This is a genomic window from Paraburkholderia acidiphila (assembly GCF_009789655.1).
Taxonomy (GTDB): domain Bacteria; phylum Pseudomonadota; class Gammaproteobacteria; order Burkholderiales; family Burkholderiaceae; genus Paraburkholderia; species Paraburkholderia acidiphila.
In genome coordinates, this window is the sequence record NZ_CP046911.1 from 183,381 (window position 1) to 208,177 (window position 24,797).

Here is a 24,797-nt window from a genome sequence, read left to right on the forward strand (position 1 = left end):
GAACGAAGTCACGAAAAACAAGGAGAAAGGAGATGCAGACCGTATCGATGCTGATCGAGGGCGAAGCTGTGCAGGCCCGGAATGGTGCGACGTTCGAGCGCCGCAATCCGCTCGACGGCACGGTGGCGAGCCGCGCGCCCGCGGCCACGGTGGAAGACGCCGTTGCGGCAGTCGATGCCGCCGCAGCCGCCTTCCCGGTGTGGTCGGCGATGGGCCCGAGCGAGCGGCGCGCGCTGCTCACGAAGGCCGCACATGCGCTCGAAGCAAAGGCCGAAGCCTTCGCCGCCGCGATGGCTGCGGAAACCGGCGCATCGGGCATCTGGGCCGGCTTCAATGTGCATCTCGCTGCGGCGGGCCTCATCGAGGCCGCCGCGCTGACCACGCAAATTGGCGGCGAGCTGATTCCCTCCGACGTGCCCGGCAGCCTCGCCATGGGCGTGCGCCAGCCGGCCGGCGTCGTGCTCGGCCTCGCGCCGTGGAATGCGCCCGTGATACTCGCGGTACGCGCCATCGCGCTGCCGCTGGCGTGCGGCAATCCCGTCGTGCTCAAGGGCTCGGAGATCTGCCCGGCCACGCATGGCCTCATCATCGCGGCGATGCAGGAAGCGGGTCTGCCGCGCGGCACCGTCAACTTCGTGACGAACGCGCCCGCCGACGCGGCACGCGTGGTCGAAGCCATGATCGCGCACCCGAAAGTGCGCCGCGTGAACTTCACGGGTTCCACGCGCGTGGGCCGCATCATTGCCGAAACCTGCGCGCGCCATTTGAAGCCCTCGGTGCTCGAGCTGGGCGGCAAGGCGCCGCTCGTCGTGCTCGACGACGCCGATATCGAAGCGGCGGCGCACGCGGCCACGTTCGGCGCATTCGTGAACTCCGGACAGATCTGCATGTCGACGGAGCGCATCATCGTCGACGAAAGCATTGCCGACGCCTTCGTCGCGCGTCTAGGCGAGCGCGCACGCGCGCTGCCGCTTGGCGATCCGCGCAAAGGCCCGGTGGTGCTCGGCTCGGTCGTGGACATGAGCACGGTTGAGCGCTGCAACGCGCTGATCGACGACGCGCTCGCCAAGGGCGCCACGCTCGTATGCGGCGGCAAAGCCGAAAGCACGCTCATGGCCGCCACGCTGCTCGACCATGTCACGCCCGAGATGCGCATCTATCACGACGAGTCGTTCGGCCCCGTGAAGGGCATTGTGCGCGTGCGTGGCGAAGACGCCGCGATCGCCTGCGCGAATGACAACCCGTACGGCCTTTCGTCAGCGGTATTCAGCCGTGATACGGCGCGCGCGTGGGGCGTCGCGCAGCGCATCGAGTCGGGCATCTGCCATATCAACGGGCCGACCGTGCACGACGAAGCGCAAATGCCGTTCGGCGGCGTGAAGGACAGCGGCTTCGGGCGCTTCGGCGGCAAGGCGGGTATTGCCGAATTCACCGAGCTGCGCTGGATCACGATGCAGACCGCGCCGCGGCATTATCCGTTCTGAGGTCTACGCCATGCATATCGCCATACTCGGGGCAGGCGCGATGGGTTCGCTCTTCGGCGGGTTGCTCGCCGTTGCGGGCTATCGCGTGACGCTGCTCGACGTCGACGACGCCCATCTGAACGCGATCAATCAGGATGGCTTACGGATCGCCACCGACGCGGGCGAGCGCATCGTCACGAATCTCGAAGCGATGCGCCCCGAGATGGCGACAGCGGCCGCCGATTTGCTGATCGTCTTCACCAAGACGCTGCATACGCAGGCGGCGCTCGGCGCGGCGCGCGCCGCGCTGGGTCCGCAAACCGCGTTGCTTTCGTTGCAGAACGGCTTGGGCAACGCCGAGCGACTCGCGCAGTTCGCGGACCCGACTCGCGTGATGATAGGCGTGACGACCTGGCCCGCCGACAAGGACGGCCCCGGCCGTGTGAGTTCGCACGGCGCGGGCGTGATCCGCCTGATGAGCGCGGACGGCGCGCGCTCGCCGATGCTTGCACGCGCAGTCGAAGCGCTCAACGACGCGGGCCTTGCCTGCACGGCGGACGCCGATGTGTGGGCCGCGATCTGGGAGAAGGTCGCGTTCAACGCGGCGCTCAATAGCCTGTGCGCAGTGACGGGCTGCACCGTTGGCGAACTCACGAACGTCGCGGACGGCGAAGCGCTCGCGCTGAAGATCGTGGCGGAAACGGCTGCCGTGGCGCGTGCGCACGGTGTGGCCGTGGACGAGGCGCACGTGGCCGGGAACGTGCGGCATGCGCTCGCGCATCACCGCGCGCATCGACCTTCGATGCTTCAGGACGTGCTCGCCGGGCGCAAGACCGAGATCGAGGCCATCAATGGCGCGGTGGTGGAGGCCGCACGCTACCGCGCCATCGCGGTGCCACATACGGAAACGCTGCTGCAACTCGTGCGTCTCGTCGATGCCAGGGACGCCAGATGAAGTAGGCAGAAAACGTCGTAACTCGATGACAAACCCATGACCGCGCGCGCACAGTGCGGCAAAGGAGACGCTTCATGACATACGCCACGCCCGCACCCGCCTCGGGAGCGACGCCACACGAGTGCGCCGCCATCGCTGGCGGCACCGTCGATATCGGCCGCGCGCTCGACGAAGGCCCCTACGCCGCGCTGCAGAAAATCGCGGTCGTGCTGGCGGCGTTGTCGATCGTCGTCGACGGATTCGACAGTCAGTTGATCGGCTTTGCGATTCCGGTACTCATCAAGGAGTGGGGCATCACGCGCAATGCGTTCGCGCCCGTCGTGGCCGCGGGGCTGATCGGCATGGGCTTCGGCAGCGCGTTTGCCGGTCTGTTTGCGGATCGTTTCGGACGGCGCTGGGCTGTGGTGGGCAGCGTGCTCGTGTTCGGCACGGCCACTTGTTTGATCGGCCTCGCGCCGAACGTCGCGACCATTGCCGCGCTGCGCTTTATCGCGGGCCTTGGCATCGGCGGCGCACTGCCGAGTTCGACGACGATGACGGCAGAATTCACGCCCGCGCGCCTTCGCACGTTCGCGGTGACGGCGACGATCGTGTGCGTGCCGCTCGGGGGCATGGTGGCGGGTATCTTTGCGGCGCAAGTCCTGCCGGTGTACGGCTGGCGCGGCCTCTTCCTCGCGGGCGGCGTGCTGCCGCTCGTTCTCGCGCTCGTGCTGCTCGTGGCGCTGCCCGAGTCGCCGCGCTTTCTTGCGCGCCGGCCGCGGCGCTGGCCCGAGCTCGTGCGCTTGCTGGGCCGCATGGGGCGTCAGGTCGCGCCGGACGCGGTGTTTACCGACATGCGCGAGCAAAGCGCCGAAAAGCACGTGGGCTTCACGGCGCTCTTTCGCGACGGCCGCGCGCGCGACACCTTGGCCATCTGGGGCGCGTTCTTCATGTGCCTGCTCGCCGTATACAGCGCGTTCAGCTGGCTGCCTGCCATGCTGACGAGCGAAGGGCTGAGCGTATCGCTCGCCGGCTACGGACTGAGTGCGTACAACCTGGGCGGCGTGATCGGCGCGCTGCTGTGCGCGCTCGCCATTGCGCGCTTCGGTTCGCGCGGTCCGCTGCTGTTCTGTTGCGCGGGCGGCGCGGCGAGCGCCTGGGTCATGCTGAGCGTGGGCGCGACCCAGCACACCGGTTTGCTCATTGCGGGCCTCGGCCTGCACGGTCTCTTCGTGAACGCAGTGCAATCCACGATGTATGCGCTTTGCGCCTACGTGTACCCAACGAGCGTGCGCGCGACCGGCACGGCATCCGCGCTCGCGTTCGGCCGCGTGGGCGCGATCCTCAGCGCCTTTGCCGGTGCCGCGGTGATTACCGCGGGCGGCGCGGCGGGCTATCTGACGATGCTCGGCGCGGCGATGGCCGTAGTGCTGGTCGCGCTTGCCGTGGTGGGCCGCCATATCCCGAAGCGCGCGGGACAGCGCCGGGTTTGACGACATCAAGCGGACTCAATGCGACGCAACGTACGTCGCCCCGGCAAATGGCGCCGGAATGGCGAAGCTCGCGCGCATGCGCCTGGCTTCGGCCGCCGGCGTCAAACCAAAAAGCCGCTTGAATTCCCGGCTGAACTGCGACGGGCTCGTGTAGCCCACAGCGTGGCCCGCCGCCTCCGCGCTCAGGTCCTGGCGAACCATCAGCAAGCGAGCTTGATGCAGGCGCGTGGATTTCACGTACTGCATGGGCGAGACCTGGGTGATCGCCTTGAAGTGGCTGTGAAAACTCGGCACGCTCATGCCGGCTTCCTCGGCCAGTTGCGTGACGTCGAGCGCTCGCGCATAGCCGGCATGGATGAGGCGCAACGATTTGCCTATACGGCCGAACTGGCCTTTCATCGCCAGCGCCTCGCGCATGGCGCTCCCCTGTGCGCCGGTGAGCACGCGGAAATACAGCTCGCGCAGCAAGCCCGGGCCCAGCACGGCGGCTTCGAGTGGCCGATGCATCGCCTCGAGCAAGCGCAACACGGACCTCTGCATCGTGTCGTCCATCGGCGTCGACATCATGCTCTGCGGCGCCTGCACGTGTTCCTTTGCGCCTTCACGATCGATCTGTGCCGCCAATTCGGCGGCGAGCGCGAAATCCAGGTGAAGGTACAGCGCGAGCAGCGGGTGCTCGGCCGTTGCTTCGGTCTCCATACTGAATGGAACGGGCACGGACACGGCGAGGTAATGATGCTCGTCGTAGAGATAGAGCTGGTCGCCGAAATAGCCTCGCTTGCGTCCCTGACAAACGATCACGATGCCGGGGTCGTAGAGCACCGGCGTGCGCGAGAGCGGCCGGTTCGAGCGCAGAATGCGCACGCCCGGCAACGCCGTAAGGTTGTAGCCCTCGTCGGGCGCCAGCGCGTGAAGCAACGCGATGATGCGCTTCTGGCTTCGTGACGAGAGTCCGGAATGGTCGAACGAGTCACGCTTCGTGTTCATAGTTTTAGGCAAGAAAATTACCGGAATCGAGCTGAATCAGCTGCTCCGTTCAGACTAGTATGGACTTTTCAGACACTGTTCGGGAGAACCTTCCATGGCATCCACCAAAATTCTGCTCATTACGGGCGTGAGCAGCGGCTTCGGCCGCGCGCTGGCACAGGAAGCGCTGGCGGCGGGGCACACCGTCGTCGGTACGGTGAGGAGCGAGCAGGCGAAGCGCGATTTCGAATCGCTTTCGGCGCCTCGCGCATTGGCGCGCGTGCTTGACGTGACGGCCTTCGATGCCATCGACGGCGTCGTGGCGGAGATCGAGGCGAGCGTCGGCCCCGTGGACGTTCTGGTCAACAACGCCGGCTACGGGCACGAAGGCGTCATGGAGGAGTCGCCGTTGGCGGAAATGCGCCGGCAGTTCGACGTGAATGTGTTCGGCGCGGTCGCCATGATGAAGGCGGTTCTGCCGTTCATGCGCGAGCGCGGGCGCGGCCACATTCTGAATATCACGTCGATGGGCGGCTATATCACCATGCCAGGCATCAGCTACTACTGCGGGAGCAAATTCGCGCTGGAGGGCATTTCCGAAGCGCTCGGCAAAGAGGTCGAGCCGCTCGGCATTGCGGTAACGGCCGTCGCGCCTGGCTCGTTTCGCACCGACTGGGCCGGACGCTCGATGACGCGAACGCCGCGCTCGATCGCGGCTTACGACGCGATCTTCGACCCGGTTCGCCAGGCGCGCGAGGAAAAAAGCGGCAAGCAGCTTGGGGACCCGCGGAAAGCGGCGCGCGCGATGCTTGCGGCCATCGACGCGGAGCATCCTCCGAGGCATCTTCTGCTCGGCAGCGATGCACTGGGGCTCGTGAGGGCGAAACTGACGGCGCTGGAAGATGAAATTCGCGCCTGGGAGAGCGTGACGGTTTCGACCGACGGTTGACGGCCGATGGTTGAAGAGGGCGGGCCCGCCCGGAAGCGGCAGGCCCGCGTAAGCGATCAGAGGCCGCTAACCGTCTTGACCGTCACCCACTGGCCGTTCTTCACCTGATACACGGTGGACGAACCGTTCTTCAGCGAGCCATTCGCGTTGAACTCGATATGGCCGGTGATGCCGTCGAAGCTGATGCTTTGCAGCTTCGGGCGATAGTCGTCGGGCTTCGTCGAATTGGCCGCCTGCATCGCCTTGATCGCGGCCCACGCCGCGTCGTAGCCGAACGGCGCGTACGAGAGCACGTCCGCGCCATACTTCTGCTTGAAGCGGTCGGCGAACTTCGCGCCGACCGGCGTGCTGTCGAGCGGACGGCCGTATTCCCACGCCATGGCGCCTTCGGACACGTCTCCCGCGAGCTTGACGAAGTCCACATCCTTCACGCCGCCGCCGCCCACGTACTGCGCCTTGATGCCGAGCTGCGCCATCTGCTTCATGATGCCGGCCGCCTGCGGATTGAGGGCACCGACGAAAATCAGATCGGGGTTCTTGCTCTTGATGTTCGTGAGCTGCGTCTTGAAGTCCGTCGCCTGGTTCGTCGTGTACTCGCGATCGACGATATCGCCGCCGTGCGCTTTCACGGCCTTCACGAATTCGTCCGCTTCGCCCTGGCCGAAGGCCGTGCGGTCGTCGATCACGGCGATGCGCTTGGCCTTGGTCGTCGTGACCGCATAGGCGCCCGCGGTGCCCGCGTTCTGCGCGTCGCTCGAAATCACCATGAAGATGTTCTTGAAGCCGCGGCCGCTGATGACCGGGTTCGTGGCGGCGGGATCGATATCGGGCAGGCCCGCCTTTTCGTACAGCTCGGAAGCGGGAATGGTCGTGCCCGAGTTGAAGTGGCCGACCACGACCGAAACGCCTTCGTCCACGAGCTTCTGCGCCACTTGCACGCCCACGCGCGGGTCGGCCTGGTCGTCTTCGGCGACGAGCTCGAACGAGACGGGCTGGCCGTTGATTTTGACGCCTTGCGCCTTGGCGTCGTCGAGGGCCATTTTCACGCCGTTTTCCAGGTCTTTGCCGTAACTGGCGTTCGGCCCGGTGAGCGGCGCGGCAAAGCCGATTTTAACGACGGTATCCGCACGCGAAGCGAGCGGTGCAACAGCGAGAAGTGCTCCAACGGCAACTGCGATAGGGGTAAGAGTCTTCGCAAAACGCATGTTATTTCCTTTTTCGGCAAGCATGGGTTCACTGCTGTGGCGTGCATACCGGCCGGGCGCCCCCGCTTTTCGCGCCTGGCGCGGTCGGGGCTGGGGCCGGTTCACGACTCTCTTGTTCGCGTCGACTACGTGTTGGGCTCCTCCAGAAAGGCGTGGTATCGATCGAACCGCTCCGCACGAGAGGCGCGGGAGCGAAACGCTGAAAGCGACTATAGGAAGCCAATATCGCTTCGTCTTGACCATTCGCGACGGTTTCCATGCGCATTTCTGCACAGCCGGCTAAATCGAGGCAATCAGGACAAGTACGCCTGCCGGCGCGAAATAAGGCGTAATAGAAATGTAATCGACATGCGCGCCGGGTCCGGTAGAGTCCCGCCATCACGCGCAATGCAGCACATCAATGACATCACGCCTGTCACGACGAGCATTCATCAAACTGACGATCGCGCTCGGCACGACCGCCGCCACGCTCGAAACTAGCCCCGCCGCCTTTGCGAGCGCCCCGCCTTGCCGGCTCACGCCCGAGCAGGAAGTCGGCCCTTATTGGATCGATGGCGATCTGGTGCGGCGAGACGTCCGGGAGGGCAGGCCGGGCGTGCCGTTGACGCTCGACATCGTGCTCACCGACGCGAGAACGTGCGCGCCGCTCGTGGGCGCCGCGGTCGACATATGGCAATGTGACGCAATGGGCGCTTACTCGGGCTATACGAAAACGGCGCTCCCGCCTCCACCCGATTTCGATCCGAAGGCGCCTGGGCGCCCACCCGAGCGATGGCACGGTGGTCCGCCACCCCCGCCGCGGCCCACTGATCACCAGACCTTTCTGCGCGGCATTCAGCACACCGATCACGCAGGCATCGTCACGTTCCAGACCATCGTGCCGGGCAACTATCCCGGGCGCACCAACCACATTCATTTCAAGGTCCGCACGGCAAGCGCGTCGCATGCTTCGCATGTCGGTCAGGTATTCTTTCCCGAGCCGTTGATGGTGACGTTGATGCAACGCGATCCATATCGCCAGCACGCGATCGAGCGCACCACGCAGGGCGAAGACCCGGTTTTCGTCAATCAATCCGGCGCGGCGATGATCGCGAGCGCGAGCCCATTTGCCGCCGAAGGGCACGTCAATGGATTGCGTGCACGCGTGAACGCCGTGGTCGATCCCGAGGCGCAGCCTCAAGCGGTCGAACCGTTCCCGGGGCCGCCGCCGGGTTGAGTGCCTGCGCGCGGTCATCCCGCAACGACGCTTTCGAATACCGTCCGGTACCGGCGCGCGAGTGCGGATGCGGTTTCGCGTAATGTTTCGCCGTCGCTCTCCAGCGCATTGGCGAGCGCATCGGCTAGATTCCCCAACTGCACAACGCCGGGGAGACCCGGTGCTTCCCATGTCCGCACATAAGCCGCATGCTTGCCGCCGTCGATAGAATGATCAGGACGACTGATATTGATGCGGGGAAGGGCATAAGCCATCGCGACGATACGGCCGTGCAGGCTGCTGCCGCAATAAATCCGGCTGCCAGCAATCAACGCGCCAATGTCCCAGACATTCAGCGAAGCGAACACGCGAACGCGAGCCGCGCACAGTCGAGCGGCGAGCCGCTCGTACACTTGCAGGTCGTCGTGCCAGGGAGCGGCGCCCGCGCGAAACAGCACGATACCCATGCCGTGCGCCCGCGCCGCGAGTGCGAGCTGGGCGGCTAGTGTATCGAGCGTTGCATCGTCGCCGAAGTCGGCGCTGAATTGCACGGCTGCATAACCGCCGGGGAACGCATGCCGGACTTCGCGCAGTGCGAGGCTGGCGGCGTGCCGATGGATCGACGTGCCGAACAGGACGGCCGTCATCGTGGCGGGGTCCGGTATCAGGTGCGTTTCGATGCCGTGGTTCGCGAGCAGCGCCGCGGTTTGACGGTCGCGCACGCTCACCGTATCGGCGGATTGCAGCGCAGCGAGCACGTCGGCGCGCAACTGCGCGTTGCTCGCGTCGAGTTCGACGCCCCCTATTGCGTTGAACGCGAGATGCTTCACGCGCACGCCGCGCAACGCGGACTTTGAGAGCACATAGGGCGCGAGTGACGCCACGCGAACATGACGTTGCGCCCACTCGCGAGCGTCGCGCAGCCATTCGCGTTCGGCGCAAATGAGCGCCGGAACGCGTTGCGACGGCGCCAGCATGACAGCGGCTTCCCACGCATTACAGGTCAGTAATTCGCCGCCTGCGTGAATCACGTTCACGGCGCGGCCGCGCGAGAATGCGGCGATATGCGCAAGCGCGACGGTGGCTGGGCCGCCATCGCCATGCGGATCGCGCGCGGCGAGCCCGGCGAACAGCCGTTCGCGGCGGGGCAGCATGCGCGCGACGACCTGCGCGATCAGCAGATCGCCGAAGTTGTGCCGGTCGAACGCGCCGAAGATTACCGTGGGCGTGGCAGCCATGGGGGCCCCAGTTCGTGCTTCTGTCCAATATGCGCCAGTCCCGTGCTTGTCCAAGCTTATATGGCGCCACAGCATAAAGCCGTGTGAAAGGTAGTCGCGGCGTACCGCTCACCCTACCCGCATAAGCAAGCCTTAAGCATTCCCGGGAGACACTGTCGGCCTTGCCGACGTGTTACCCATCGTATGAGAACGGTCTACTCCGAACTGAAGAGCGCGCGCCTGCGCCCTACGTCCAGCCGCGTGGCCGTGCTGAAGGTGTTTCATGATGCGCCGCACGAGCATCTGACCGCCGACCAGGTCTTTCGCCGCATCGCGAAAGACGTGGAGCAATGCAGCCTTGCGAGCGTGTATCGCGCGCTTGCCCAACTGATGGAATCGTCCCTGCTCGACAGCACGTGGGTTGGGGAAACGCGCGTGGTGTACGAGCTTGGGCGCGGCGTGCCGCACGCGCATCTCGTGTGCGAGAGCTGCAAGAACGTGGTCGACATCGACGAGCCCACGCTGCGGGAGCAGCACACCGCCATCGCGGCGGCGAAAGGCTTTCGTTATACGCATTCGAGCCTCGTCGTTTTCGGGCTTTGCGCACAGTGCGCCGCGGCTTCGTCGTGAGCTGATGCGCCATCGGCGCACGGTTCAAAGCGTGGCGACGATCTTTCCGGACTACGGGGTCGACTCCCGATAGCGGTGTGCCCCGACGATTCGCTCGAAGGAAAATGTCCGCGCTATTGCGGGCCTCGGTGCGCTCGCTCGCGCCGTCCAGAATAAACGCTTTGGCGCGACCCAATCAATCAGGATTGCGAATTAACGCGTGAGCGAGGTAGCCGCGTGCGTCAGCCGCGCGAGGTGATCCGCCCACTGCGTCGAGGGCGACTCGCGCCGCTTGGCGCGTTCCCGCCTGTATCCACGCGAAATAACGTTCGCAAACAAGCTGCGGTTTTCGGCCGATTTTTCTGTCCAGCTTGAAAATCATTCAAAAACCGGACCTATTATCAAACGGCACGGCGTTCAGCAAAATGGTTGCACTTCCACAGCGGTTCCACCGTTTTCCGGAGACAACCATGCGGCCTCTCATCCTCGTGGCACTCCAGTACATGATACGCAGTACGGATTAAATCGATCCAACGGATTCGACCATCACGCATTCAAGGAGTCGCACATGAACACGCAAACTGCTTTCTCGACGGTCTTTCGCGCTTCTGTCGCCACGCTTTCCGCTGCCGCCGCCTTGCTCGGCAATGCGTTGCCAGCCGCTGCGGCGACCAACGACAACCTGGTGCAGCCACGACAACTCATCGTCGACAAGAGCCTGCCGAAGCATCAGGCGCAACAGCAAATTCGCGCCGCACGACTCTACGACACGTTCTGGAGCACCGGAGACGAAGCCCAGGCCCGCGAAGCGCTCGACGCCGGCTTCACGGACCGCACGCTGCCCGCCGGCCGCCCGCAAGGCGTGGCCGGGCCGCTCGCGGCTTCGAAGGTGTTCCACGGCGCGGTGCCCGACGTGCACGCCGACGTCGAGCAGATGATCGTGACGGGTGACCGCGTGGTGACCCATCTGCACTTCACGGGCCATTTCACGGGCACGTTCAACGGCGTGCAGGGTAAGGGCCAGCCGGTGGATTTCATCGCCACGGACATCTACCGCATCCGCGACGGCAAGATCACCGACAACTGGCACCTCGAAGACAATCTCACGTTCCTGCAGCAATTGGGCGTGGTGGCCAAATAAGCGCGCGGTGTGCCTGCAAGCGCTCGCTTCGCGGGCCTTGCAGGCATATCGCGCTAACATCGCTTTCACCTTCATCGCAACGCGTGGCCATGGACAATCTCGGAGACATTCGCCTGTTCGTCGAAGCGGCCAGCCAGGGCAGCCTTTCGGCCGCCGGCAGAAAGCTTGGCCTCTCGCCCGCCGCGGCGAGCGCGAGGCTCGTGAAGCTCGAAGGCGTGCTCCATACGCAATTGTTCGAGCGCTCCACGCGCACGCTGCGCCTGACCGACGAAGGCCGTATGTACCTCGCGCATTGCCAGCACGCGCTGCAAACGCTCGAAGACGCACGCGCGGCACTGCAAGCCGGGCGCGCTTCGGTGAGCGGCGCGCTGCGCGTGTCCGCCACGTCCGACTTCGGGCGCGCCGTGCTGCGCCACTGGCTCGACGAATTCAACGAACTGCATCCGCAGGTCACGCTCACGCTCGTGCTCTCCGACTCGCTCTCGCACCTGCTGCAAGACGATATCGATCTCGCGATACGCTTCGGCGTGCCCGCCGATAGTTCGATGGTCGCGAGACGCATGGCCGACAATCGCCGCGCGCTGTGCGCGTCGCCCGACTACATCGCGGCCCATGGCTTGCCGAGCCACCCCGACGAATTACGCGAGCACCACTTCATCCTGCTTGCCTCGATGGCGGGCGTGGCGAACAGCTGGCGCTTCACGCGCGGCGAAGAAACCGCGCTCTTTTCGGCGCCTATCGAGCGCTCGCGCCAAACCAACGACGGCTCGCTTGCGCGAGAGTGGGCGATCGAAGGGCGCGGTGTGGTGATGAAGTCGATCTGGGACATTGGCGCGGATCTGCAGGCGGGCCGGCTCAAGCTGCTCTTGCCGGAGTGGCGCAGCCCGGACGTGCCCGTGAACGCGCTCTTTCAACGCACGCCCTATATGGCGCCGCGCGTGCGCACACTGCTCGATTTTCTCGCGCAGCGCTTCGCCGAGGCTTCCGAAGGGTTGGCGGCGTTTTTGCGCTAGACGCCCGTTTCTGTTTCGCCATTGCTCACGCGCAAGCAGCTTGAGCGCAGCGCCTCGCCATACCGGCTAACATGACAGTCCGCCTGCAGTCTCGCAGTGACTCGCAACGACCTGCGCGGCGAAATAACCGGAATACAGGAGCGACACACAATGCTTTTCCGCAAGACGATGTTGACGGTAGCCGTATTTAGCGCCGTGCTGGCCAGTGCCAGCGCGAATGCCCAGATCGCGGGCGCGCAGCCCTTGAGCGTGTCGGTCGAGCAGTCGCAGGCGCTGCTCGAAGGCTGGAGCGTGAAGAAGAGCGTGCTCGGCAAGCCCGTTTATAACGACGACAACGTGAAAATCGGCACCGTGCGCGACCTGATCGTCGCGCCGGACGGCTCGGTTTCCGCGGCCATCCTCGCGGCGGGTGGTTTCCTCGGCGTCGGTTCGCACGACGTGGCCGTGCCCATCGCATCGCTCGACGTGCGCCAAGGCAACCTCTATCTGCCCGGCGCAACGAAGGAAGCCCTGAAGGCCACGCCCGCGTTCCAGTACGCGAAGGTCGAAACGCCGCCGAAGCCGAAGAAGGCCGAGAAGCAGCAGTAAGCCGCAGCCACTCTATGCCGCCGGGCCATGCGAACACCTGGTGGGCGCATGGCCCGACGGCTTTTGCGCGATGTTTTTTTGACTGAAGCGACGGGTAGGGCCGGCTGCGCACGCACCGCGCACACAGCCGGCTCAGCAACCACACTTCCAGTCGGGCTGCTGCAAAGCCATGCCGTGCAGGCCGCGATACTCGGCGACAGGCGGCGAAGACCAGCCTTCCAGCAGCGCGGGCGCCAGCCGATAAATCTCGATGCCGAGCGGCCGGCAGACTTCCAGCGGATCGCGGGCGTCCGGTCCCCACATCGGCAGCGAAAGGTCGCCACCCGGGCAGGTCGAAAGCGCGCACAACAGGTCGATCTCGGCGAAAAACTCGAGGTAGTCGCCCTTCTTCGCCGGGCAGGCCTTCATGAAGTATTTGTCTTCCAGATTCAGGCCGGTGCACTGGAACACGTTGAGCACATCGTGCACGTCGTATTCTGTGAGCCCATAGGGCGCGATGGCACGCGTGAGATTCGAGTGGCAGTGAAAATGGAAGTCCTCGCCGGTCAGCATGCGGTTCACGTAGGGATCGCAGCGCGTGCCGAGCAGGTCGTGAACGCGGCCGCCATGCTCGTCCACTCCGTAGCCGGCGAGGCTGTCGTCCGTAATGGTAACGAGCGGGCGCAGGAAGGGCAGCGTGGACCACAGCCGGTCGAAGGTGCTCACGTGCGCCTGCTGGAGCTGGCGCGTGCGCGAAGCCCACATGCGTTCGCGCGGATCGTGCCGGTTCCAGATATTGAGGTCGGCCACCTGCGGGCCTTCGATCGTCACGATGCGGAATACGTGTCCGGCGGGGACGCTCCAGGCCTGGCCCGAGCGTATCGGCACGACAATGGATTCGATCAGTTCGCGCTGACCTTGCTCTTCGGCGATGCGGCGGTAAAAGGGCTTGTTCACGTCGAGCGCGGAGCCCTTGGTCGACTGGTAGGCGGCGGGATAGTTCAGCATTGCCTCGTACTCCTGTATGAACGACCTGCGTTTCCACCTTCGAGTATAGAACCGCGGCCCATTTCGCCGAGCCTCGCAGCGGCCCGCGTGCCCGGCGGCTTCGTGTACAGTTCGCTTACTTCATGACGGCGGCGCCGGCTTTCGAGGCGAGCGCAGCCTAACAAGACGCGACGGTACATGATCAGACTGGAAGACCTCGTCATCTTTATCAGCGCGGCGGACAACGGGAGCCTCTCGGCCGCCGCGCGTCAGCTCGATCTCACGCCCGCCGTGGCGAGCGCGGGCCTCAAGCGCCTCGAAACCGAACTCGGCACGCGTCTGCTGGCACGTTCCACGCGCAGCCTGCGCCTCACACCGGACGGCGAGCGCTACCTCGAGTACGCGCGCGGCGTCATGGAGCAGGTGGAGGCGGGCCAGAACGCCGTCGCGCATGGGCGCAAGATGATCGGCGGCACTGTTTCGCTGTCGATTCCTTCCGACCTCGGGCGCAACGTGCTCGCACCGTGGCTCGACGACTTCCAGACGCAGCATCCCGCGGTGTCGTTTCAGGTGCACATTGGCGACAGCGTGACCGATATGTTCCGCTCGCCGGTGGCCGTGGCGGTTCGCTACGGCGTGCCCGAAGATTCCTCTCTCGTCGCGTTGCCGCTCGCGCCCGAAAACCGGCGCGTGCTGTGCGCCGCGCCAGGCTATTTCGCGCGTCACGGCAAACCCGCGACGCCCGCCGATCTTTCGCGCCACAACTGTCTGCGCTTCGCGCTGAGCGACACGCTGCACGACCGCTGGACCTTTTATCGCGGCGACGATGCCAGCGTCGTGACCGTCCACGGCAACCGCAGCAGCGACGACGGCGAACTCGTGCGCCGCTGGGCCGTGGCGGGGCACGGTCTTGCGTACAAGTCGCGTCTGGATGTGCTCGCCGATATCAAGGCGGGGCGCCTCGACACCGCGCTGGACGCGTATCAAGGCGAAGGCGCTCCGCTGCATCTCGTGTGCGCCCACCGCACGATGCTCTCGCCAACCGTCAACGCACTGCGCGATGTGCTGCGCGATCGCATTGCAACGTTTCTCGCCTGACGTGTGATTGCGCAGCAAGTGCGCTGGCTGGCCTGATCGCCATCGCACGGGCCTGCGTTCGTCTTTCCCCCGCTCCGGCCGCCCGCTCCCGCTCGCGATTTTCAAAGCAGCTTTGAAGCTGAATTCGCCGTTTGCCGCTATGCGCGCAAGGCGCACGGGCCGATGATTCGTATCAACACGAACGGCACGGAGGCCTGGATGATCGTCGCAATAGGCCGCTTTTACCTGCGAGCAGACAATATTTCGCATTTCGAGGCGGCCTGGCTGCGCGTATGCCCGTTGTTCACGAACAAGCCGGGCTATCGCGGTCATCGCCTCGGTCCGCAGTGCGAAGACGAAGGCTGCTACGTGCTGGAAGTGGAATGGGACAGCCTCGACGCGCAGAGCGCGTTCATGATGCACGGCGATTTTCAGACCTTCCTGCACGCGTTGTGGCCGTACTTTTCGGCGGACCCCGACCTCTATCACTTCGAGCCGCTCGCCCAACCGAGCCGGTTTCCCGCAATTTGACTGCCTGGAGGTATTCACGATGAAAGCGATTGGTTACTACCGCAATCTTCCCATCAGCGACCCCGAATCGTTGATCGATCTCGAACTGCCCGATCCGCAGCCGGGTCCGCGCGATCTGCTCGTCGAAGTGCACGCGGTGTCGGTCAACCCGGTGGATGTGAAGGTGCGTGCGGGCATGGCGCCCGAAAACGGCGAGGCGAAAGTGATCGGCTGGGACGCGAGCGGCATCGTGCGCGCCGTCGGCCGCGACGTGACGCTCTTCAAGCCGGGCGATCGCGTGTGGTACGCGGGTTCGCTGCTGCGCCCGGGCACCAACAGCGAACTGCACGTGGTGGACGAGCGCATCGTGGGCAGCATGCCGCAGAGCCTGAATTTCGCCGAGGCGGCCGCGTTGCCGCTTACCTCCATCACGGCGTGGGAACTGCTGTTCGATCGCCTCAAGGTGGCCGAGGGCACGGCGCCGTCCGGCGAGTCGCTGCTCGTGATCGGCGCGGCGGGCGGCGTGGGTTCGGTGCTCGTGCAATTGGCGCGCAAGCTCACGGGCCTGACCGTCATCGGTACGGCGTCGCGGCCGGAAACGTCGAAGTGGGTGAGCGAGTTGGGTGCGCATCACGTCATCGATCATACGAAGCCGCTTTCGCAGGAGCTCAAGCGTATCGGCCTGGAAGGCGTGGACTACATTGCGAGCCTGAACCAGACCGATCGTCACTTCGACGAGATCGTTGCTTCGATCAACCCGCAGGGGCATCTCGCGCTGATCGACGACCCGGAGCTGTTCGACTTCCGCAAGCTCAAGAGGAAGAGCGTGGCGCTGCATTGGGAGTTCATGTTCACGCGCTCGATGTTCGGCACGAAAGATCAGATTCGCCAGCACCAATTGCTGAACCGCGTGGCTTCGCTGATCGACGAAGGCGTGTTGCGCACGACGCTCAACGAGAGCTTTGGGACCATCAACGCGGCGAACCTGCGCCGGGCGCACGAACTCGTGGAAACGAACCGTTCGCGTGGCAAGCTCGTGCTGGAGGGGTTCTAAACGACGGACTGCCAAGGGAAACACCACGAACATCGCTATGCCGTTCGACCCCATGCGCACCGTGCCTGCGGATGGGGTCGAGCGACTTTGCGAGCGCCGTAGGTCACTCGAACGCACAATCAGCCGTGCTCACGAGTTTGACGAACGGGCCGCTCAACGTGCGGTTGTGATGCTCGATAATCGACGCGGCGCGCAACACGGGCGTATCCATGGTCGTGTGGGCGTCCGCGACGAGCAGCGCCTTGAAGCCCAGGTCGCCGGCGGCGCGGCAGGTCGAGTCGACGCAATACTCCGTCTGCATGCCCGCGATGACAAGCTCGCTCACGTTCGCGCCCGCGAGCCGCTGCGCGAGACCGGTGCCGCTAAAGCAGCTGGGGCGACGCTTCTCGAACACGTTGTCGATGGCGGGGTCGATGGCGAGCGCAGGCAGCAAGTGCGTGAGCGGACTGTCCGGCTCGATGGGCGAGCCAGGCGGCCCGACGTGGCGCGCCGCGAAAATCGGCGCGCGCGACTCGCGGGCTTTAGCGATCAACTGCACGATATTGGCGAGCACACGCTGCCCGTCGAATGGTGCATGGGGGCCGTTGAACAGGCCTTCCTGCATATCGATGACGAGCAGGGCGCGAGCGAGGCTGGGCATGGTGGTTCTCCGGTAGTTGCGTTGTCGTTGCGCCCGCAACGTCCGGAGAAACGACAAGGCCCCGTCCATTGCTGGCGGGGCCTTGTGATCGATACGAAATCTACTGTGCGCGCACCGAACTCACGACCCGCCGGAAGCGGTCGTGGTCGTCGTCGTGGTGGACAGGTGCGCGTTCATGAGGACGATCATGCAGGAGGCGGCGTGATGCGTCAATCGTTGTTGCGCGCGTTAGCGTGCAGTCTCGGGGCGCTGCCAATGCGCGTTGGCTTGCTTGTCCGTAATGCGGACCTTGGCCAGCAGCGGCTTGTAGCCCCGCAGGACGATCTCGCTGATCGCGAGCCGTTCCGAGCGGAAGATGTTGTCGGCGAATTTGCTGCCGTCCGCGAACTCCAGGGCGTAGCCATCGATGGGCCCCCATTGGCCCCTCGGCAACGGTTCGATATACACGTCCATAATGCGTCTCCATTGAATAACCAGCGAATAAGAAGCGTCGTTCGTTTCAGTCTATCGCAGTGAAAGACGACTTCCCTGCCGCGTTGTTGCGCTGCGATTTCCTTGTCGTTCAATGGGTTACGCGATGTCTTTCACGATAAGAGAAGGTGTCCTTCCATGTGCAATTGCCGGCTTGCATCCGGGACGGCGCAATTTGCACACACCGGGCGCGCATTGCACGATATGAAAGCGCGAGGGGCATTCACTCCGGCTCGCGCGGCGCCTCCAGGCGCAGATCGATCTCGTCCATGCCTTTGTTCAGCTGATTCAGGAAATGCACGAGCGAAACCTTGTCGTCGAAGCGAAAGCTCGCGAGCGCCTGGCGATAGAACTCGTAGATCTTCGGCTGCAGGCTCTCCCAGAACACTTTGCCTTGCTCCGTGAGCACGACCTTTTTCGCGCGCCTGTCCACCGTGTCGGCTACGCGCAGCACGTGCTCGTCGCGCTCCAGACGCTTGAGCACGCCGTCCAGACTCTGGCGGCTCACCACGAGATAGTCGGCCAGCTCGGAAAACGACATGCCCTGCGCCACCTGCGGGCGCGACAGCGCGCCGAGCACCGACCACTGCACGGTCGTGATGCCGAGCGCCTTGCTCGTTTGCCGGTCCAGCGTGTTGCCCGCCTGGAACAACCGGAAGAACAACCGGTTATGAATCGACGAGACGGATTGATCGTACGAAGGGTCGTTCTGGGTCATGGGCGCCTTTCGGTCCCCGCGCGAGTGCGCAGGTAATGAGACAAATACCTGATACGAAAATAGTGAAGGGAAGCGGGCGCGCCGTCCATTTGGACAATACTCCTCCTCTTGGCTTCAATATATATCATGATGTTGACGTAACTAGGGGGCTCGCCTAGAGTGGGAGAACGACGCACGAGAATATCAAGAGACACCCCCCATGGCGAACTACGACCGGCTTTTGACCCCGCTTCGCGTTGGCGCGACGCAGCTCCCCAACCGCATGGTGATGGGCGCGATGCACACGCGGCTGGAAACGCTCGACCGTCCGCACGAGCGCCTCGCAGCGTTCTATGCGGCGCGCGCAGCCGGGGAGATCGGCCTGATCCTGAGCGGCGGTTTCGCGCCGAACCCTGAAGGCGTGATGGAGCCGGGCGGTCCGCTCTTCAATCGCGTGGAGCAACTCGACGAACATCGCGCCGTGACTCGCGCCGTTCATGAGGCCGGGGGAAAGATCGTGCTGCAGATCCTGCACGCGGGCCGTTACGCAAAAGTGCCCGAGTGTGTGGGGCCCTCGGCCGCCAAGGCCAGAATCAACGCGTACGCGCCGCGCGCGCTCGGCACTGAGGAAGTGCGCGCCACGATTGCCGATTTTGCCCGCACGGCGGCGCTGGCGGTTCAGGCCGGCTACGACGGCGTGGAGATCATGGGCTCGGAAGGCTACCTCATCAACGAGTTCACGGCTGCGCTCACCAACTCGCGCGACGACGAATTCGGCGGCAGCTTCGCAGGCCGCATCCGCTTTGCGCTCGATATCGTGCGCGCCGTGCGCGTGGCAATGGGCCGTGAGCCCATGCTGATCTACCGCATCTCTTCCATCGACCTCGTGGAAGGCGGCATGAACGGCGTCGAGATTGCAGCCTTCGCGAAGGAAATCGAAGCGGCCGGCGCGGATCTCATCAATACGGGCGTGGGTTGGCACGAATCGGCTGTGCCGACCATCGCCGCGTGCGTGCCGCGCGCGGCCTGGCGCGACGCGATTCGCGGCGTCAAAGAGGCGGTGTCGATTCCGGTGATGGCGTCGAACCGCATCAACATGCCCGAGGTTGCGGAGGAACTGATCGCCTCCGGCGTGGCCGATCTCGTTTCGATGGCCCGCCCGCTGCTCGCCGACCCGGACTTCGCGAAGAAGACACGGCTTGGCGTGGCGGATGAAATCAACACCTGCATCGGCTGCAATCAGGCGTGCCTCGACCGCATTTTCACGGACCGCACGGCCACGTGCCTCGTCAATCCGCGCGCCGGGCGCGAGATCGAATTCGCGGCAGGCAAGGCCCTGCAGCCCAAACGCATGGCGGTCGTCGGCGGCGGACCTGCTGGTATGGCGTTCGCGATCAACGCGGCTGAACGCGGCCATCAGGTGACGTTGTTTGAAGCCCATGCGCGGCTGGGCGGACAGTTGAATCTCGCGAAGGTCGTACCCGGCAAAGCCGAGTTTCACGAGATGCTGCGTTATTTCGAGGTGCGGTTAAAGCGCCTTGGCGTGACGCTGCGGCTAGGGCAGCCGGCAACGGCCGAAGGGCTCGCAAGCGAGGCGTTCGACGAGATCGTCATCGCCACGGGCGTCATGCCGCGCGTGCCCGATATCGTGGGTGTCGATCACCCGAAGGCGGTGTCGTATATCGACGTGCTCACGGGTAAAGCTGAAGTGGGCGCGCGCGTAGCGATCATCGGCGCGGGCGGCATAGGCTTCGACGTGGCCGAGTATCTGCTGGGCGACGCGCAGGAATCGCTGGACCGTGGGGTGTTTTTTCGCGCATGGGGCGTCGATCCTGCGAATGCGGATGCGGGTGGCCTGACGCGGATCGACTCGCATGGCGCACCGCGCCGCAGCGTCCATATGTTCCAGCGCAAGTCGGAGCCGCTTGGCAAGGGGCTCGGCAAATCGACGGGATGGATCCTGAAGGCACGCCTGCGCAAGGCGAACGTGATGATGACCTCGGGCGTGACGTACGACGTGATCGACGACGAAGGCCTGCACTACCGCGTGGACGGCAAGCCGCAGGTGCTCGCCGTGGATCATGTCGTGCTGTGCGCGGGGCAGCATTCGAACCGCACGCTCTACGATGAACTCGTCGCGCGCGGCGCGAAGCCGAAGGTGATAGGCGGTGCCGATGTCGCCGCCGAACTGGACGCGCTGCGCGCCATCGATCAGGCCACGCGCCTCGCGATGACGCTGTGACGTTGCACGACTTCGACGCGTAAAATACGAACGATTCGTGCAATCGGAAACGTATTCTGCATGCTCCATCGAATACTCATTAGCGCTTGTTTGCTCGGCAGCCCGGTCCGTTACAACGGCTCGGCAAAAACCGTTGCGCATGCACGGATCGAGCAGTGGCAGCGTGAGGGGCGCATCGTGCCGGTTTGCCCTGAGGTGGCTGGCGGATTCGGCGTGCCGAGGCCGCCTGCGGAGATCGCGGATGCCGCGTCGGGCGCCGCCGTGCTGGCGGGGGCCGCACGCGTGATCGACGTGCGCGGCGAGGACGTTACCGCGCAGTTCGTGGATGGCGCGCACGTGGCGCTAGCACTCGCACTTGCGCACGACTGCCGCTTCGCGTTGCTCGTAGACGGCAGTCCTTCATGCGGCAGCCGTGCCATTTACGACGGCAGCTTTGCGGGCCGCAAGCACGCGGGCGCGGGTGTGACGACGGCGTTGCTGCGCCAGCATGGCATCGAGGTTTTCGCGGAAACGGAAATCGATGCGCTTCACGCGCGGCTCATGCAAGCCAGCGCGTAACTCAACGCTCACGCGTTCTCGCCGCTACCGGCTTCCTTCACGATCCATTGACTGAACGCCCGCATGGCGGGCGTCGCCGTTTTCCCCTTCTGCGAGGTAAGCCAGTAACTGCCCGCCTGCACCTCGATATCGAAGGGCCGCACGAGCCTGCCCGCCGCGAGATCGCGCTCGAACATCGAAACCGGAGCGAGCGCGATGCCCGCGCCCTGCATGGCCGCTTCCACCATGAGCCGCGACGAATCGAACACGGGTCCGCGCACCGGGCGCGGCGCGAGGCCGGCGGCTGCGAACCAGAGCGCCCAGTCGTCGGCGCGATACGAGCGCAGCAGCTTTTCGTTGGCGAGATCGGCGGGCCGATGCAGGCGTTGCGCGATATCGGGCGTGCAGAGCGCGGCGAGCGGCGCGTCGAACAGCTTCGCGGCGCGCGAACCCGGCCAGGTGCCGTCGCCGAACCGGATCGCGAAATCGAGCCCTTCGCCCGCGAGATCGACGAGATTATTGTTCGTCATGATGCGCAGCTCGACGAACGGATGCGCGTCGTGAAACGACTTCAGGCGCGGCATCAACCATCCCACCGTGAAGGTTCCCACGGCGCCGACGGTCAGCACCTCGTGAAAGTGTCCGCCCTCGAACTGCCGCAACACGGCTTCGATGCGGTCGAACGCATCCGTGAGCACGGGGCGCAGCGCGAGACCTTCGTCGGTGATCGCCAGACCGCGCGGCAGGCGCTTGAAGAGCGTTGCGCCCAGCCGCTCCTCTAGCATGCGCACCTGCTGGCTCACGGCCGCCTGGGTGACGTTCAGCTCGCTCGCCGCGCGCGTGAAGCTTAAGTGCCGCGCCGACGATTCGAAGGCGCGCAAGGCATTGAGGGGCAGATACGGTCGCATGATCGAGCCATAAGTTTTTCTGGGGCATGGCGCAATTTATCATCGTTTGTCGCTTCATGGAGAACGCGCGATAGTGGCGGCTCTTCACGGAGAAGCCATGATCACACGACGTAGATTCACGATGACGGTAGTAGGCGGCGCGATAGCTGGTGTTGCATCTCAGGCGTTCGGGGCGACGGCGGCAAGCGCGGCGAAGCCCGCACAAACGGGCGCGCTGGAGAAGCCGCTCGCCGCCATCGAGGCACAGGTGGGCGGGCGGCTCGGCGTCGCGATGCTCGATACGGCGAGCGGTCATGTGGGTGGCTGGCGCCTGCACGAGCGCTTCCCGATGTGCAGCACGTTCAAGGTGTTGCTCGCATCGGCCGTGTTGACGCGCAAGGATCATGGCAAGGAAGACCTCGCGCGCAAGGTCGTGTATACGCATGCGCAGGTCGTGTCGTATTCGCCGGTGAGCGGCCCGCGCGCGGGCGGCGAGGGCATGACGGTCGCGGAGCTGTGCGAAGCCGCGCTGACGCGCAGCGACAACACGGCGGCGAACCTGCTGCTGGAGAGCATTGGCGGGCCGCCGGCGATTACGGCCTTCGCGCGCAGCCTGGGCGACCCGGTCACGCGCCTCGACCGCAACGAGACCACGCTCAACGAAGCGATACCGGGCGACCCACGCGATACGACCATGCCCGCCGCGATGGTCGCGAACCTGCGCGAATTGCTGCTGGGCGAGCGCCTTTCTTCGGCTTCGCGCGAGCAGCTCATTGCGTGGCTCGTGGCGAACAAGACGGGCGACGCGCGCTTACGCGCTGGCTTGCCGAAGGACTGGCGCCTGGGCGACAAGACCGGCACGGGCGACCGCGGCACGGCCAATGATGTGGCCATCATCTGGCCCACCGGGCGCGCGCCTGTCCTCGTCACGACGTATCTCACGGGCGCCACGCGCGCGAGTTCGGCACAGCGCGATGCGGCGATCGCGCAGGTCGGAGTATTGCTGGCGCATCGTTACGCTAATTGATACGGCATCCTAATCGTATGAGAAAAGGCCGATCGTTCGGTCCTCGCGTGCTTTCCTTACGCGTTGTTATATTTGCAACATTGACTTAATTTTTCGGCGTCGTGGTCGTCAATACGAATGACCTCTCACTACGGCACTACGGCGTCCCCCATGTCATTCCTTACCAGAATCAAAATCGGCCCGCGTCTCGGCGCGGGCTTTGCCATTGTGTTGCTCCTGCTCGGCGCGGTGGGCGGGATTGGGCTCCTTCAGGCATCGCGCATATTCGACGGCACGCAGGAAATCGGTGCGAACTGGCTGCCTAGCGTCGAGACGCTCGGCATTCTGCGCAATCAAGCACAGGACGTGCGCCGCACGTCGCTGCGCATGCTGATCTCCAACGACGCCAGCGAAAAGGGCGCGCTGCACGACCAGCACGCCCAGATGATCAGCCAGTTCGGCACGACCTTCGACGGCTATTCGAAGCTGGTCTCGTCGGCCGAAGAGCGCCGCGTGGCCGATTCGATCAGCACCGCGTGGTCGCAGTATCTGGACGACGACAAGAAGATCGACGCGCTCGTGATGTCCACTGACGGCGGAACGCCCGATGCCCGTGCAGCAGTGTCGAGCGCATCGGCGAAGTCGTTCCAGAACTTGATGGACCTCATCAACCAGGATGTGACCCTCAATCACAACGGCTCGACCGCCGAAGTCGCCAAGGCGAAGGATGCCTACCACAGTGCGTTCGCCTGGACCATCGCGCTGATCGTGCTTGCCATTGGCTTCGGCGCGACGATTGCGCTCTTCATTACGCGTTCGATTACGGGCCCGATTGCTCGTGCCGTGGATGTGGCCGAAACGGTGGCGCGTGGCGACCTGACCGCGCGCATCGAAGTGGAAGGCAGCGACGAGGCGGCCCAGTTGCTCGGCGCGCTGCGTCACATGAACGAGCGGCTCGTCGACCTGGTGGGCCGTGTGCGCACCGGCAGCGAAGGCATTGCGACGGCTTCCGCGCAGATCGCGGCGGGCAACACCGACCTGAGCCAGCGCACCGAAGAGCAGGCCGCTTCGCTCGAAGAAACGGCGGCGAGCATGGAAGAGCTTACGGCCACGGTCAAGCAGAACGCCGACAACGCGACCCAGGGCAACACGCTGGCGGGCCAGGCCTCGCAAACGGCCACGCGTGGCGGCGAAGTGGTGGGCCGCGTGGTCGACACGATGCGCGACATCGCGAACAGCTCCGAACAGGTCGCGCAAATCATCTCGGTGATCGAAGGCATTGCGTTCCAGACCAACATCCTCGCGCTCAACGCGGCCGTGGAAGCGGCGCGGGCCGGCGAACAGGGCCGTGGCTTCGCGGTCGTGGCGGGCGAGGTGCGTACGCTCGCGCAGCGCAGCGCGACGGCGGCGCGCGAAATCAAGGAACTCATCAGCGTGTCGGTCGAGCGCGTGAACAACGGCACGGCGCTCGTGGACGACGCGGGCCGCACCATGGGCGAGATCGTGCAATCGGTCAAGCGCGTTGCCGACCTCATGAACGAGATTTCGGCCGCATCGGGCGAGCAGCGCACCGGCATCGAGCAGGTCAACCAGGCTGTCACGCAGATGGACGAGGTTACGCAGCAGAATGCGGCGCTCGTCGAGGAAGCGTCGGCGGCGGCGCAGTCGATGTCCTCGCAGGCCGCGGCGTTGCGCGAACTGGTTTCGGTGTTCAACATCGGCTCGGCGGGGCGTGCGGCAACGTCGAGCATCGCGCCGATGGCGAAGGTCGTTGCGGGCGCAACGGTCAAGCGTCCTGCAGCGTCGAAGCCGGCGCCTGCGCGTGCTTCGGCTGCGCCCGCTCCGAAGGCGGATCGCCGCGAGCCGGCAACGGCCACGTCCGACGACGACTGGCAGACCTTCTGATGTAGCGCGCTAAAGCGCAGGAGTTCAAACGC

24 protein-coding genes are annotated in these 24,797 nt (G+C 65.0%); 16 read left to right on the forward strand and 8 right to left on the reverse strand.

Features of this window, described 5'->3' with window-relative positions:
* Nucleotides 1-32 precede the first annotated feature (32 nt).
* The 3 genes from FAZ97_RS25060 to FAZ97_RS25070 all read left to right on the forward strand — a co-directional run bounded on the left by FAZ97_RS25060 (nt 33) and on the right by FAZ97_RS25070 (nt 3,890).
* Nucleotides 33-1,484 (forward strand): aldehyde dehydrogenase, encoded by a 1,452-nt coding sequence (locus FAZ97_RS25060; RefSeq protein ID WP_158761209.1) that lies wholly within the window; start codon nt 33-35, stop codon nt 1,482-1,484.
* 10 nt (nt 1,485-1,494) lie between these two features.
* Nucleotides 1,495-2,418, forward strand: a complete 924-nt coding sequence (locus FAZ97_RS25065) for a ketopantoate reductase family protein (protein ID WP_158761210.1) — start codon at nt 1,495-1,497, stop codon at nt 2,416-2,418.
* A gap of 74 nt (nt 2,419-2,492) precedes the next feature.
* Nucleotides 2,493-3,890 (forward strand): MFS transporter, encoded by a 1,398-nt coding sequence (locus tag FAZ97_RS25070; protein ID WP_158761211.1) that lies wholly within the window; start codon nt 2,493-2,495, stop codon nt 3,888-3,890.
* A 15-nt stretch (nt 3,891-3,905) separates the two neighbouring features.
* Here the strand turns inward: FAZ97_RS25070 and FAZ97_RS25075 are convergent, their stop codons facing one another.
* Nucleotides 3,906-4,877, reverse strand: coding sequence for an AraC family transcriptional regulator (locus tag FAZ97_RS25075; protein WP_158761212.1), 972 nt, complete (start codon nt 4,875-4,877; stop codon nt 3,906-3,908).
* Between the two features lie 94 nt (nt 4,878-4,971).
* Between FAZ97_RS25075 and FAZ97_RS25080 the strand changes: the two genes are divergently transcribed.
* Nucleotides 4,972-5,805, forward strand: coding sequence for an oxidoreductase (locus FAZ97_RS25080; protein ID WP_158761213.1), 834 nt, complete (start codon nt 4,972-4,974; stop codon nt 5,803-5,805).
* A 56-nt stretch (nt 5,806-5,861) separates the two neighbouring features.
* Here FAZ97_RS25080 and FAZ97_RS25085 read toward each other — a convergent pair whose 3' ends face one another.
* The gene (locus FAZ97_RS25085) at nt 5,862-7,010 is read right to left on the reverse strand and encodes a branched-chain amino acid ABC transporter substrate-binding protein (protein ID WP_158761214.1); all 1,149 of its coding nucleotides are present in this window, start codon (nt 7,008-7,010) and stop codon (nt 5,862-5,864) included.
* Nucleotides 7,011-7,410: 400 nt separating this feature from the next.
* Between FAZ97_RS25085 and FAZ97_RS25090 the strand changes: the two genes are divergently transcribed.
* Complete coding sequence (locus FAZ97_RS25090; protein ID WP_158761215.1) at nt 7,411-8,226, forward strand: intradiol ring-cleavage dioxygenase; 816 nt, start codon at nt 7,411-7,413, stop codon at nt 8,224-8,226.
* 14 nt (nt 8,227-8,240) lie between these two features.
* Here the strand turns inward: FAZ97_RS25090 and FAZ97_RS25095 are convergent, their stop codons facing one another.
* Nucleotides 8,241-9,443: a polysaccharide pyruvyl transferase family protein gene (locus FAZ97_RS25095; protein WP_158761216.1), complete on the reverse strand. Its 1,203-nt coding sequence runs from the start codon at nt 9,441-9,443 to the stop codon at nt 8,241-8,243.
* A gap of 183 nt (nt 9,444-9,626) precedes the next feature.
* Between FAZ97_RS25095 and FAZ97_RS25100 the strand changes: the two genes are divergently transcribed.
* The 4 genes from FAZ97_RS25100 to FAZ97_RS25115 all read left to right on the forward strand — a co-directional run bounded on the left by FAZ97_RS25100 (nt 9,627) and on the right by FAZ97_RS25115 (nt 12,773).
* Nucleotides 9,627-10,052 (forward strand): Fur family transcriptional regulator, encoded by a 426-nt coding sequence (locus FAZ97_RS25100; protein ID WP_158761217.1) that lies wholly within the window; start codon nt 9,627-9,629, stop codon nt 10,050-10,052.
* A 547-nt stretch (nt 10,053-10,599) separates the two neighbouring features.
* Nucleotides 10,600-11,172, forward strand: a complete 573-nt coding sequence (locus FAZ97_RS25105; protein WP_158761218.1) for an ester cyclase — start codon at nt 10,600-10,602, stop codon at nt 11,170-11,172.
* An 89-nt stretch (nt 11,173-11,261) separates the two neighbouring features.
* On the forward strand, nt 11,262-12,185 hold the full coding sequence (locus tag FAZ97_RS25110) for a LysR family transcriptional regulator (RefSeq protein ID WP_158761219.1): 924 nt from the start codon (nt 11,262-11,264) through the stop codon (nt 12,183-12,185).
* 150 nt (nt 12,186-12,335) lie between these two features.
* Entirely contained in the window at nt 12,336-12,773 is a 438-nt protein-coding gene (locus FAZ97_RS25115; RefSeq protein ID WP_158761220.1) for a PRC-barrel domain-containing protein, read from the forward strand.
* 132 nt (nt 12,774-12,905) lie between these two features.
* Here the strand turns inward: FAZ97_RS25115 and FAZ97_RS25120 are convergent, their stop codons facing one another.
* Complete coding sequence (locus FAZ97_RS25120) at nt 12,906-13,760, reverse strand: urea carboxylase-associated family protein (RefSeq protein ID WP_158761221.1); 855 nt, start codon at nt 13,758-13,760, stop codon at nt 12,906-12,908.
* A gap of 177 nt (nt 13,761-13,937) precedes the next feature.
* On the opposite strand from FAZ97_RS25120, the gene FAZ97_RS25125 reads away from it, so the two are divergent.
* The 3 genes from FAZ97_RS25125 (at nt 13,938) to FAZ97_RS25135 (ending at nt 16,380) form a co-directional block, all read left to right on the forward strand.
* Nucleotides 13,938-14,837 (forward strand): LysR family transcriptional regulator, encoded by a 900-nt coding sequence (locus tag FAZ97_RS25125; RefSeq protein ID WP_158761222.1) that lies wholly within the window; start codon nt 13,938-13,940, stop codon nt 14,835-14,837.
* Nucleotides 14,838-14,999: 162 nt separating this feature from the next.
* Nucleotides 15,000-15,347, forward strand: a complete 348-nt coding sequence (locus FAZ97_RS25130) for an antibiotic biosynthesis monooxygenase family protein (protein ID WP_158761223.1) — start codon at nt 15,000-15,002, stop codon at nt 15,345-15,347.
* A 19-nt stretch (nt 15,348-15,366) separates the two neighbouring features.
* Entirely contained in the window at nt 15,367-16,380 is a 1,014-nt protein-coding gene (locus FAZ97_RS25135) for a zinc-binding alcohol dehydrogenase family protein (protein WP_158761224.1), read from the forward strand.
* 103 nt (nt 16,381-16,483) lie between these two features.
* Here FAZ97_RS25135 and FAZ97_RS25140 read toward each other — a convergent pair whose 3' ends face one another.
* From FAZ97_RS25140 to FAZ97_RS25150, 3 genes are all read right to left on the reverse strand, one after another.
* Nucleotides 16,484-17,020: a cysteine hydrolase family protein gene (locus FAZ97_RS25140; protein ID WP_158761225.1), complete on the reverse strand. Its 537-nt coding sequence runs from the start codon at nt 17,018-17,020 to the stop codon at nt 16,484-16,486.
* A gap of 228 nt (nt 17,021-17,248) precedes the next feature.
* Nucleotides 17,249-17,473: a hypothetical protein gene (locus FAZ97_RS25145; protein ID WP_233271895.1), complete on the reverse strand. Its 225-nt coding sequence runs from the start codon at nt 17,471-17,473 to the stop codon at nt 17,249-17,251.
* 241 nt (nt 17,474-17,714) lie between these two features.
* Entirely contained in the window at nt 17,715-18,209 is a 495-nt protein-coding gene (locus FAZ97_RS25150; RefSeq protein WP_158761226.1) for a MarR family winged helix-turn-helix transcriptional regulator, read from the reverse strand.
* A 199-nt stretch (nt 18,210-18,408) separates the two neighbouring features.
* Here FAZ97_RS25150 and FAZ97_RS25155 point away from each other — a divergent pair, with 199 nt between their 5' ends.
* Nucleotides 18,409-20,430 carry an oxidoreductase gene (locus FAZ97_RS25155; RefSeq protein ID WP_158761227.1) on the forward strand — a complete coding sequence of 674 codons (2,022 nt, stop codon included), beginning with the start codon at nt 18,409-18,411 and terminating at the stop codon, nt 20,428-20,430.
* Between the two features lie 60 nt (nt 20,431-20,490).
* Nucleotides 20,491-20,988 carry a DUF523 domain-containing protein gene (locus tag FAZ97_RS25160; RefSeq protein WP_158761228.1) on the forward strand — a complete coding sequence of 166 codons (498 nt, stop codon included), beginning with the start codon at nt 20,491-20,493 and terminating at the stop codon, nt 20,986-20,988.
* Nucleotides 20,989-20,996: 8 nt separating this feature from the next.
* Here the strand turns inward: FAZ97_RS25160 and FAZ97_RS25165 are convergent, their stop codons facing one another.
* Nucleotides 20,997-21,875, reverse strand: coding sequence for a LysR family transcriptional regulator (locus FAZ97_RS25165; protein WP_158761229.1), 879 nt, complete (start codon nt 21,873-21,875; stop codon nt 20,997-20,999).
* 121 nt (nt 21,876-21,996) lie between these two features.
* On the opposite strand from FAZ97_RS25165, the gene bla reads away from it, so the two are divergent.
* On the forward strand, nt 21,997-22,881 hold the full coding sequence (bla, locus tag FAZ97_RS25170) for a class A beta-lactamase (protein WP_407671915.1): 885 nt from the start codon (nt 21,997-21,999) through the stop codon (nt 22,879-22,881).
* A 150-nt stretch (nt 22,882-23,031) separates the two neighbouring features.
* The gene (locus FAZ97_RS25175; RefSeq protein WP_158761231.1) at nt 23,032-24,765 is read left to right on the forward strand and encodes a methyl-accepting chemotaxis protein; all 1,734 of its coding nucleotides are present in this window, start codon (nt 23,032-23,034) and stop codon (nt 24,763-24,765) included.
* The last annotated feature ends 32 nt before the right edge of the window (nt 24,766-24,797 follow it).

What these genes read in the sequence shown, in the direction of transcription:
- FAZ97_RS25095 (WP_158761216.1), bottom strand. Translation starts at nt 9,443, where the DNA reads ATGGCTGCCACGCCCACGGTAATCTTCGGCGCGTTCGACCGGCACAAC.
- FAZ97_RS25090 (WP_158761215.1), top strand. Translation starts at nt 7,411, where the DNA reads ATGACATCACGCCTGTCACGACGAGCATTCATCAAACTGACGATCGCG.
- bla (WP_407671915.1), top strand. Translation starts at nt 21,997, where the DNA reads ATGACGGTAGTAGGCGGCGCGATAGCTGGTGTTGCATCTCAGGCGTTC.
- FAZ97_RS25100 (WP_158761217.1), top strand. Translation starts at nt 9,627, where the DNA reads ATGAGAACGGTCTACTCCGAACTGAAGAGCGCGCGCCTGCGCCCTACG.
- FAZ97_RS25140 (WP_158761225.1), bottom strand. Translation starts at nt 17,020, where the DNA reads ATGCCCAGCCTCGCTCGCGCCCTGCTCGTCATCGATATGCAGGAAGGC.
- FAZ97_RS25155 (WP_158761227.1), top strand. Translation starts at nt 18,409, where the DNA reads ATGGCGAACTACGACCGGCTTTTGACCCCGCTTCGCGTTGGCGCGACG.
- FAZ97_RS25115 (WP_158761220.1), top strand. Translation starts at nt 12,336, where the DNA reads ATGCTTTTCCGCAAGACGATGTTGACGGTAGCCGTATTTAGCGCCGTG.
- FAZ97_RS25105 (WP_158761218.1), top strand. Translation starts at nt 10,600, where the DNA reads ATGAACACGCAAACTGCTTTCTCGACGGTCTTTCGCGCTTCTGTCGCC.
- FAZ97_RS25080 (WP_158761213.1), top strand. Translation starts at nt 4,972, where the DNA reads ATGGCATCCACCAAAATTCTGCTCATTACGGGCGTGAGCAGCGGCTTC.
- FAZ97_RS25145 (WP_233271895.1), bottom strand. Translation starts at nt 17,473, where the DNA reads ATGGACGTGTATATCGAACCGTTGCCGAGGGGCCAATGGGGGCCCATC.
- FAZ97_RS25065 (WP_158761210.1), top strand. Translation starts at nt 1,495, where the DNA reads ATGCATATCGCCATACTCGGGGCAGGCGCGATGGGTTCGCTCTTCGGC.
- FAZ97_RS25070 (WP_158761211.1), top strand. Translation starts at nt 2,493, where the DNA reads ATGACATACGCCACGCCCGCACCCGCCTCGGGAGCGACGCCACACGAG.
- FAZ97_RS25130 (WP_158761223.1), top strand. Translation starts at nt 15,000, where the DNA reads ATGATTCGTATCAACACGAACGGCACGGAGGCCTGGATGATCGTCGCA.
- FAZ97_RS25160 (WP_158761228.1), top strand. Translation starts at nt 20,491, where the DNA reads ATGCTCCATCGAATACTCATTAGCGCTTGTTTGCTCGGCAGCCCGGTC.
- FAZ97_RS25125 (WP_158761222.1), top strand. Translation starts at nt 13,938, where the DNA reads ATGATCAGACTGGAAGACCTCGTCATCTTTATCAGCGCGGCGGACAAC.
- FAZ97_RS25150 (WP_158761226.1), bottom strand. Translation starts at nt 18,209, where the DNA reads ATGACCCAGAACGACCCTTCGTACGATCAATCCGTCTCGTCGATTCAT.
- FAZ97_RS25110 (WP_158761219.1), top strand. Translation starts at nt 11,262, where the DNA reads ATGGACAATCTCGGAGACATTCGCCTGTTCGTCGAAGCGGCCAGCCAG.
- FAZ97_RS25075 (WP_158761212.1), bottom strand. Translation starts at nt 4,877, where the DNA reads ATGAACACGAAGCGTGACTCGTTCGACCATTCCGGACTCTCGTCACGA.
- FAZ97_RS25175 (WP_158761231.1), top strand. Translation starts at nt 23,032, where the DNA reads ATGTCATTCCTTACCAGAATCAAAATCGGCCCGCGTCTCGGCGCGGGC.
- FAZ97_RS25120 (WP_158761221.1), bottom strand. Translation starts at nt 13,760, where the DNA reads ATGCTGAACTATCCCGCCGCCTACCAGTCGACCAAGGGCTCCGCGCTC.
- FAZ97_RS25135 (WP_158761224.1), top strand. Translation starts at nt 15,367, where the DNA reads ATGAAAGCGATTGGTTACTACCGCAATCTTCCCATCAGCGACCCCGAA.
- FAZ97_RS25085 (WP_158761214.1), bottom strand. Translation starts at nt 7,010, where the DNA reads ATGCGTTTTGCGAAGACTCTTACCCCTATCGCAGTTGCCGTTGGAGCA.
- FAZ97_RS25165 (WP_158761229.1), bottom strand. Translation starts at nt 21,875, where the DNA reads ATGCGACCGTATCTGCCCCTCAATGCCTTGCGCGCCTTCGAATCGTCG.
- FAZ97_RS25060 (WP_158761209.1), top strand. Translation starts at nt 33, where the DNA reads ATGCAGACCGTATCGATGCTGATCGAGGGCGAAGCTGTGCAGGCCCGG.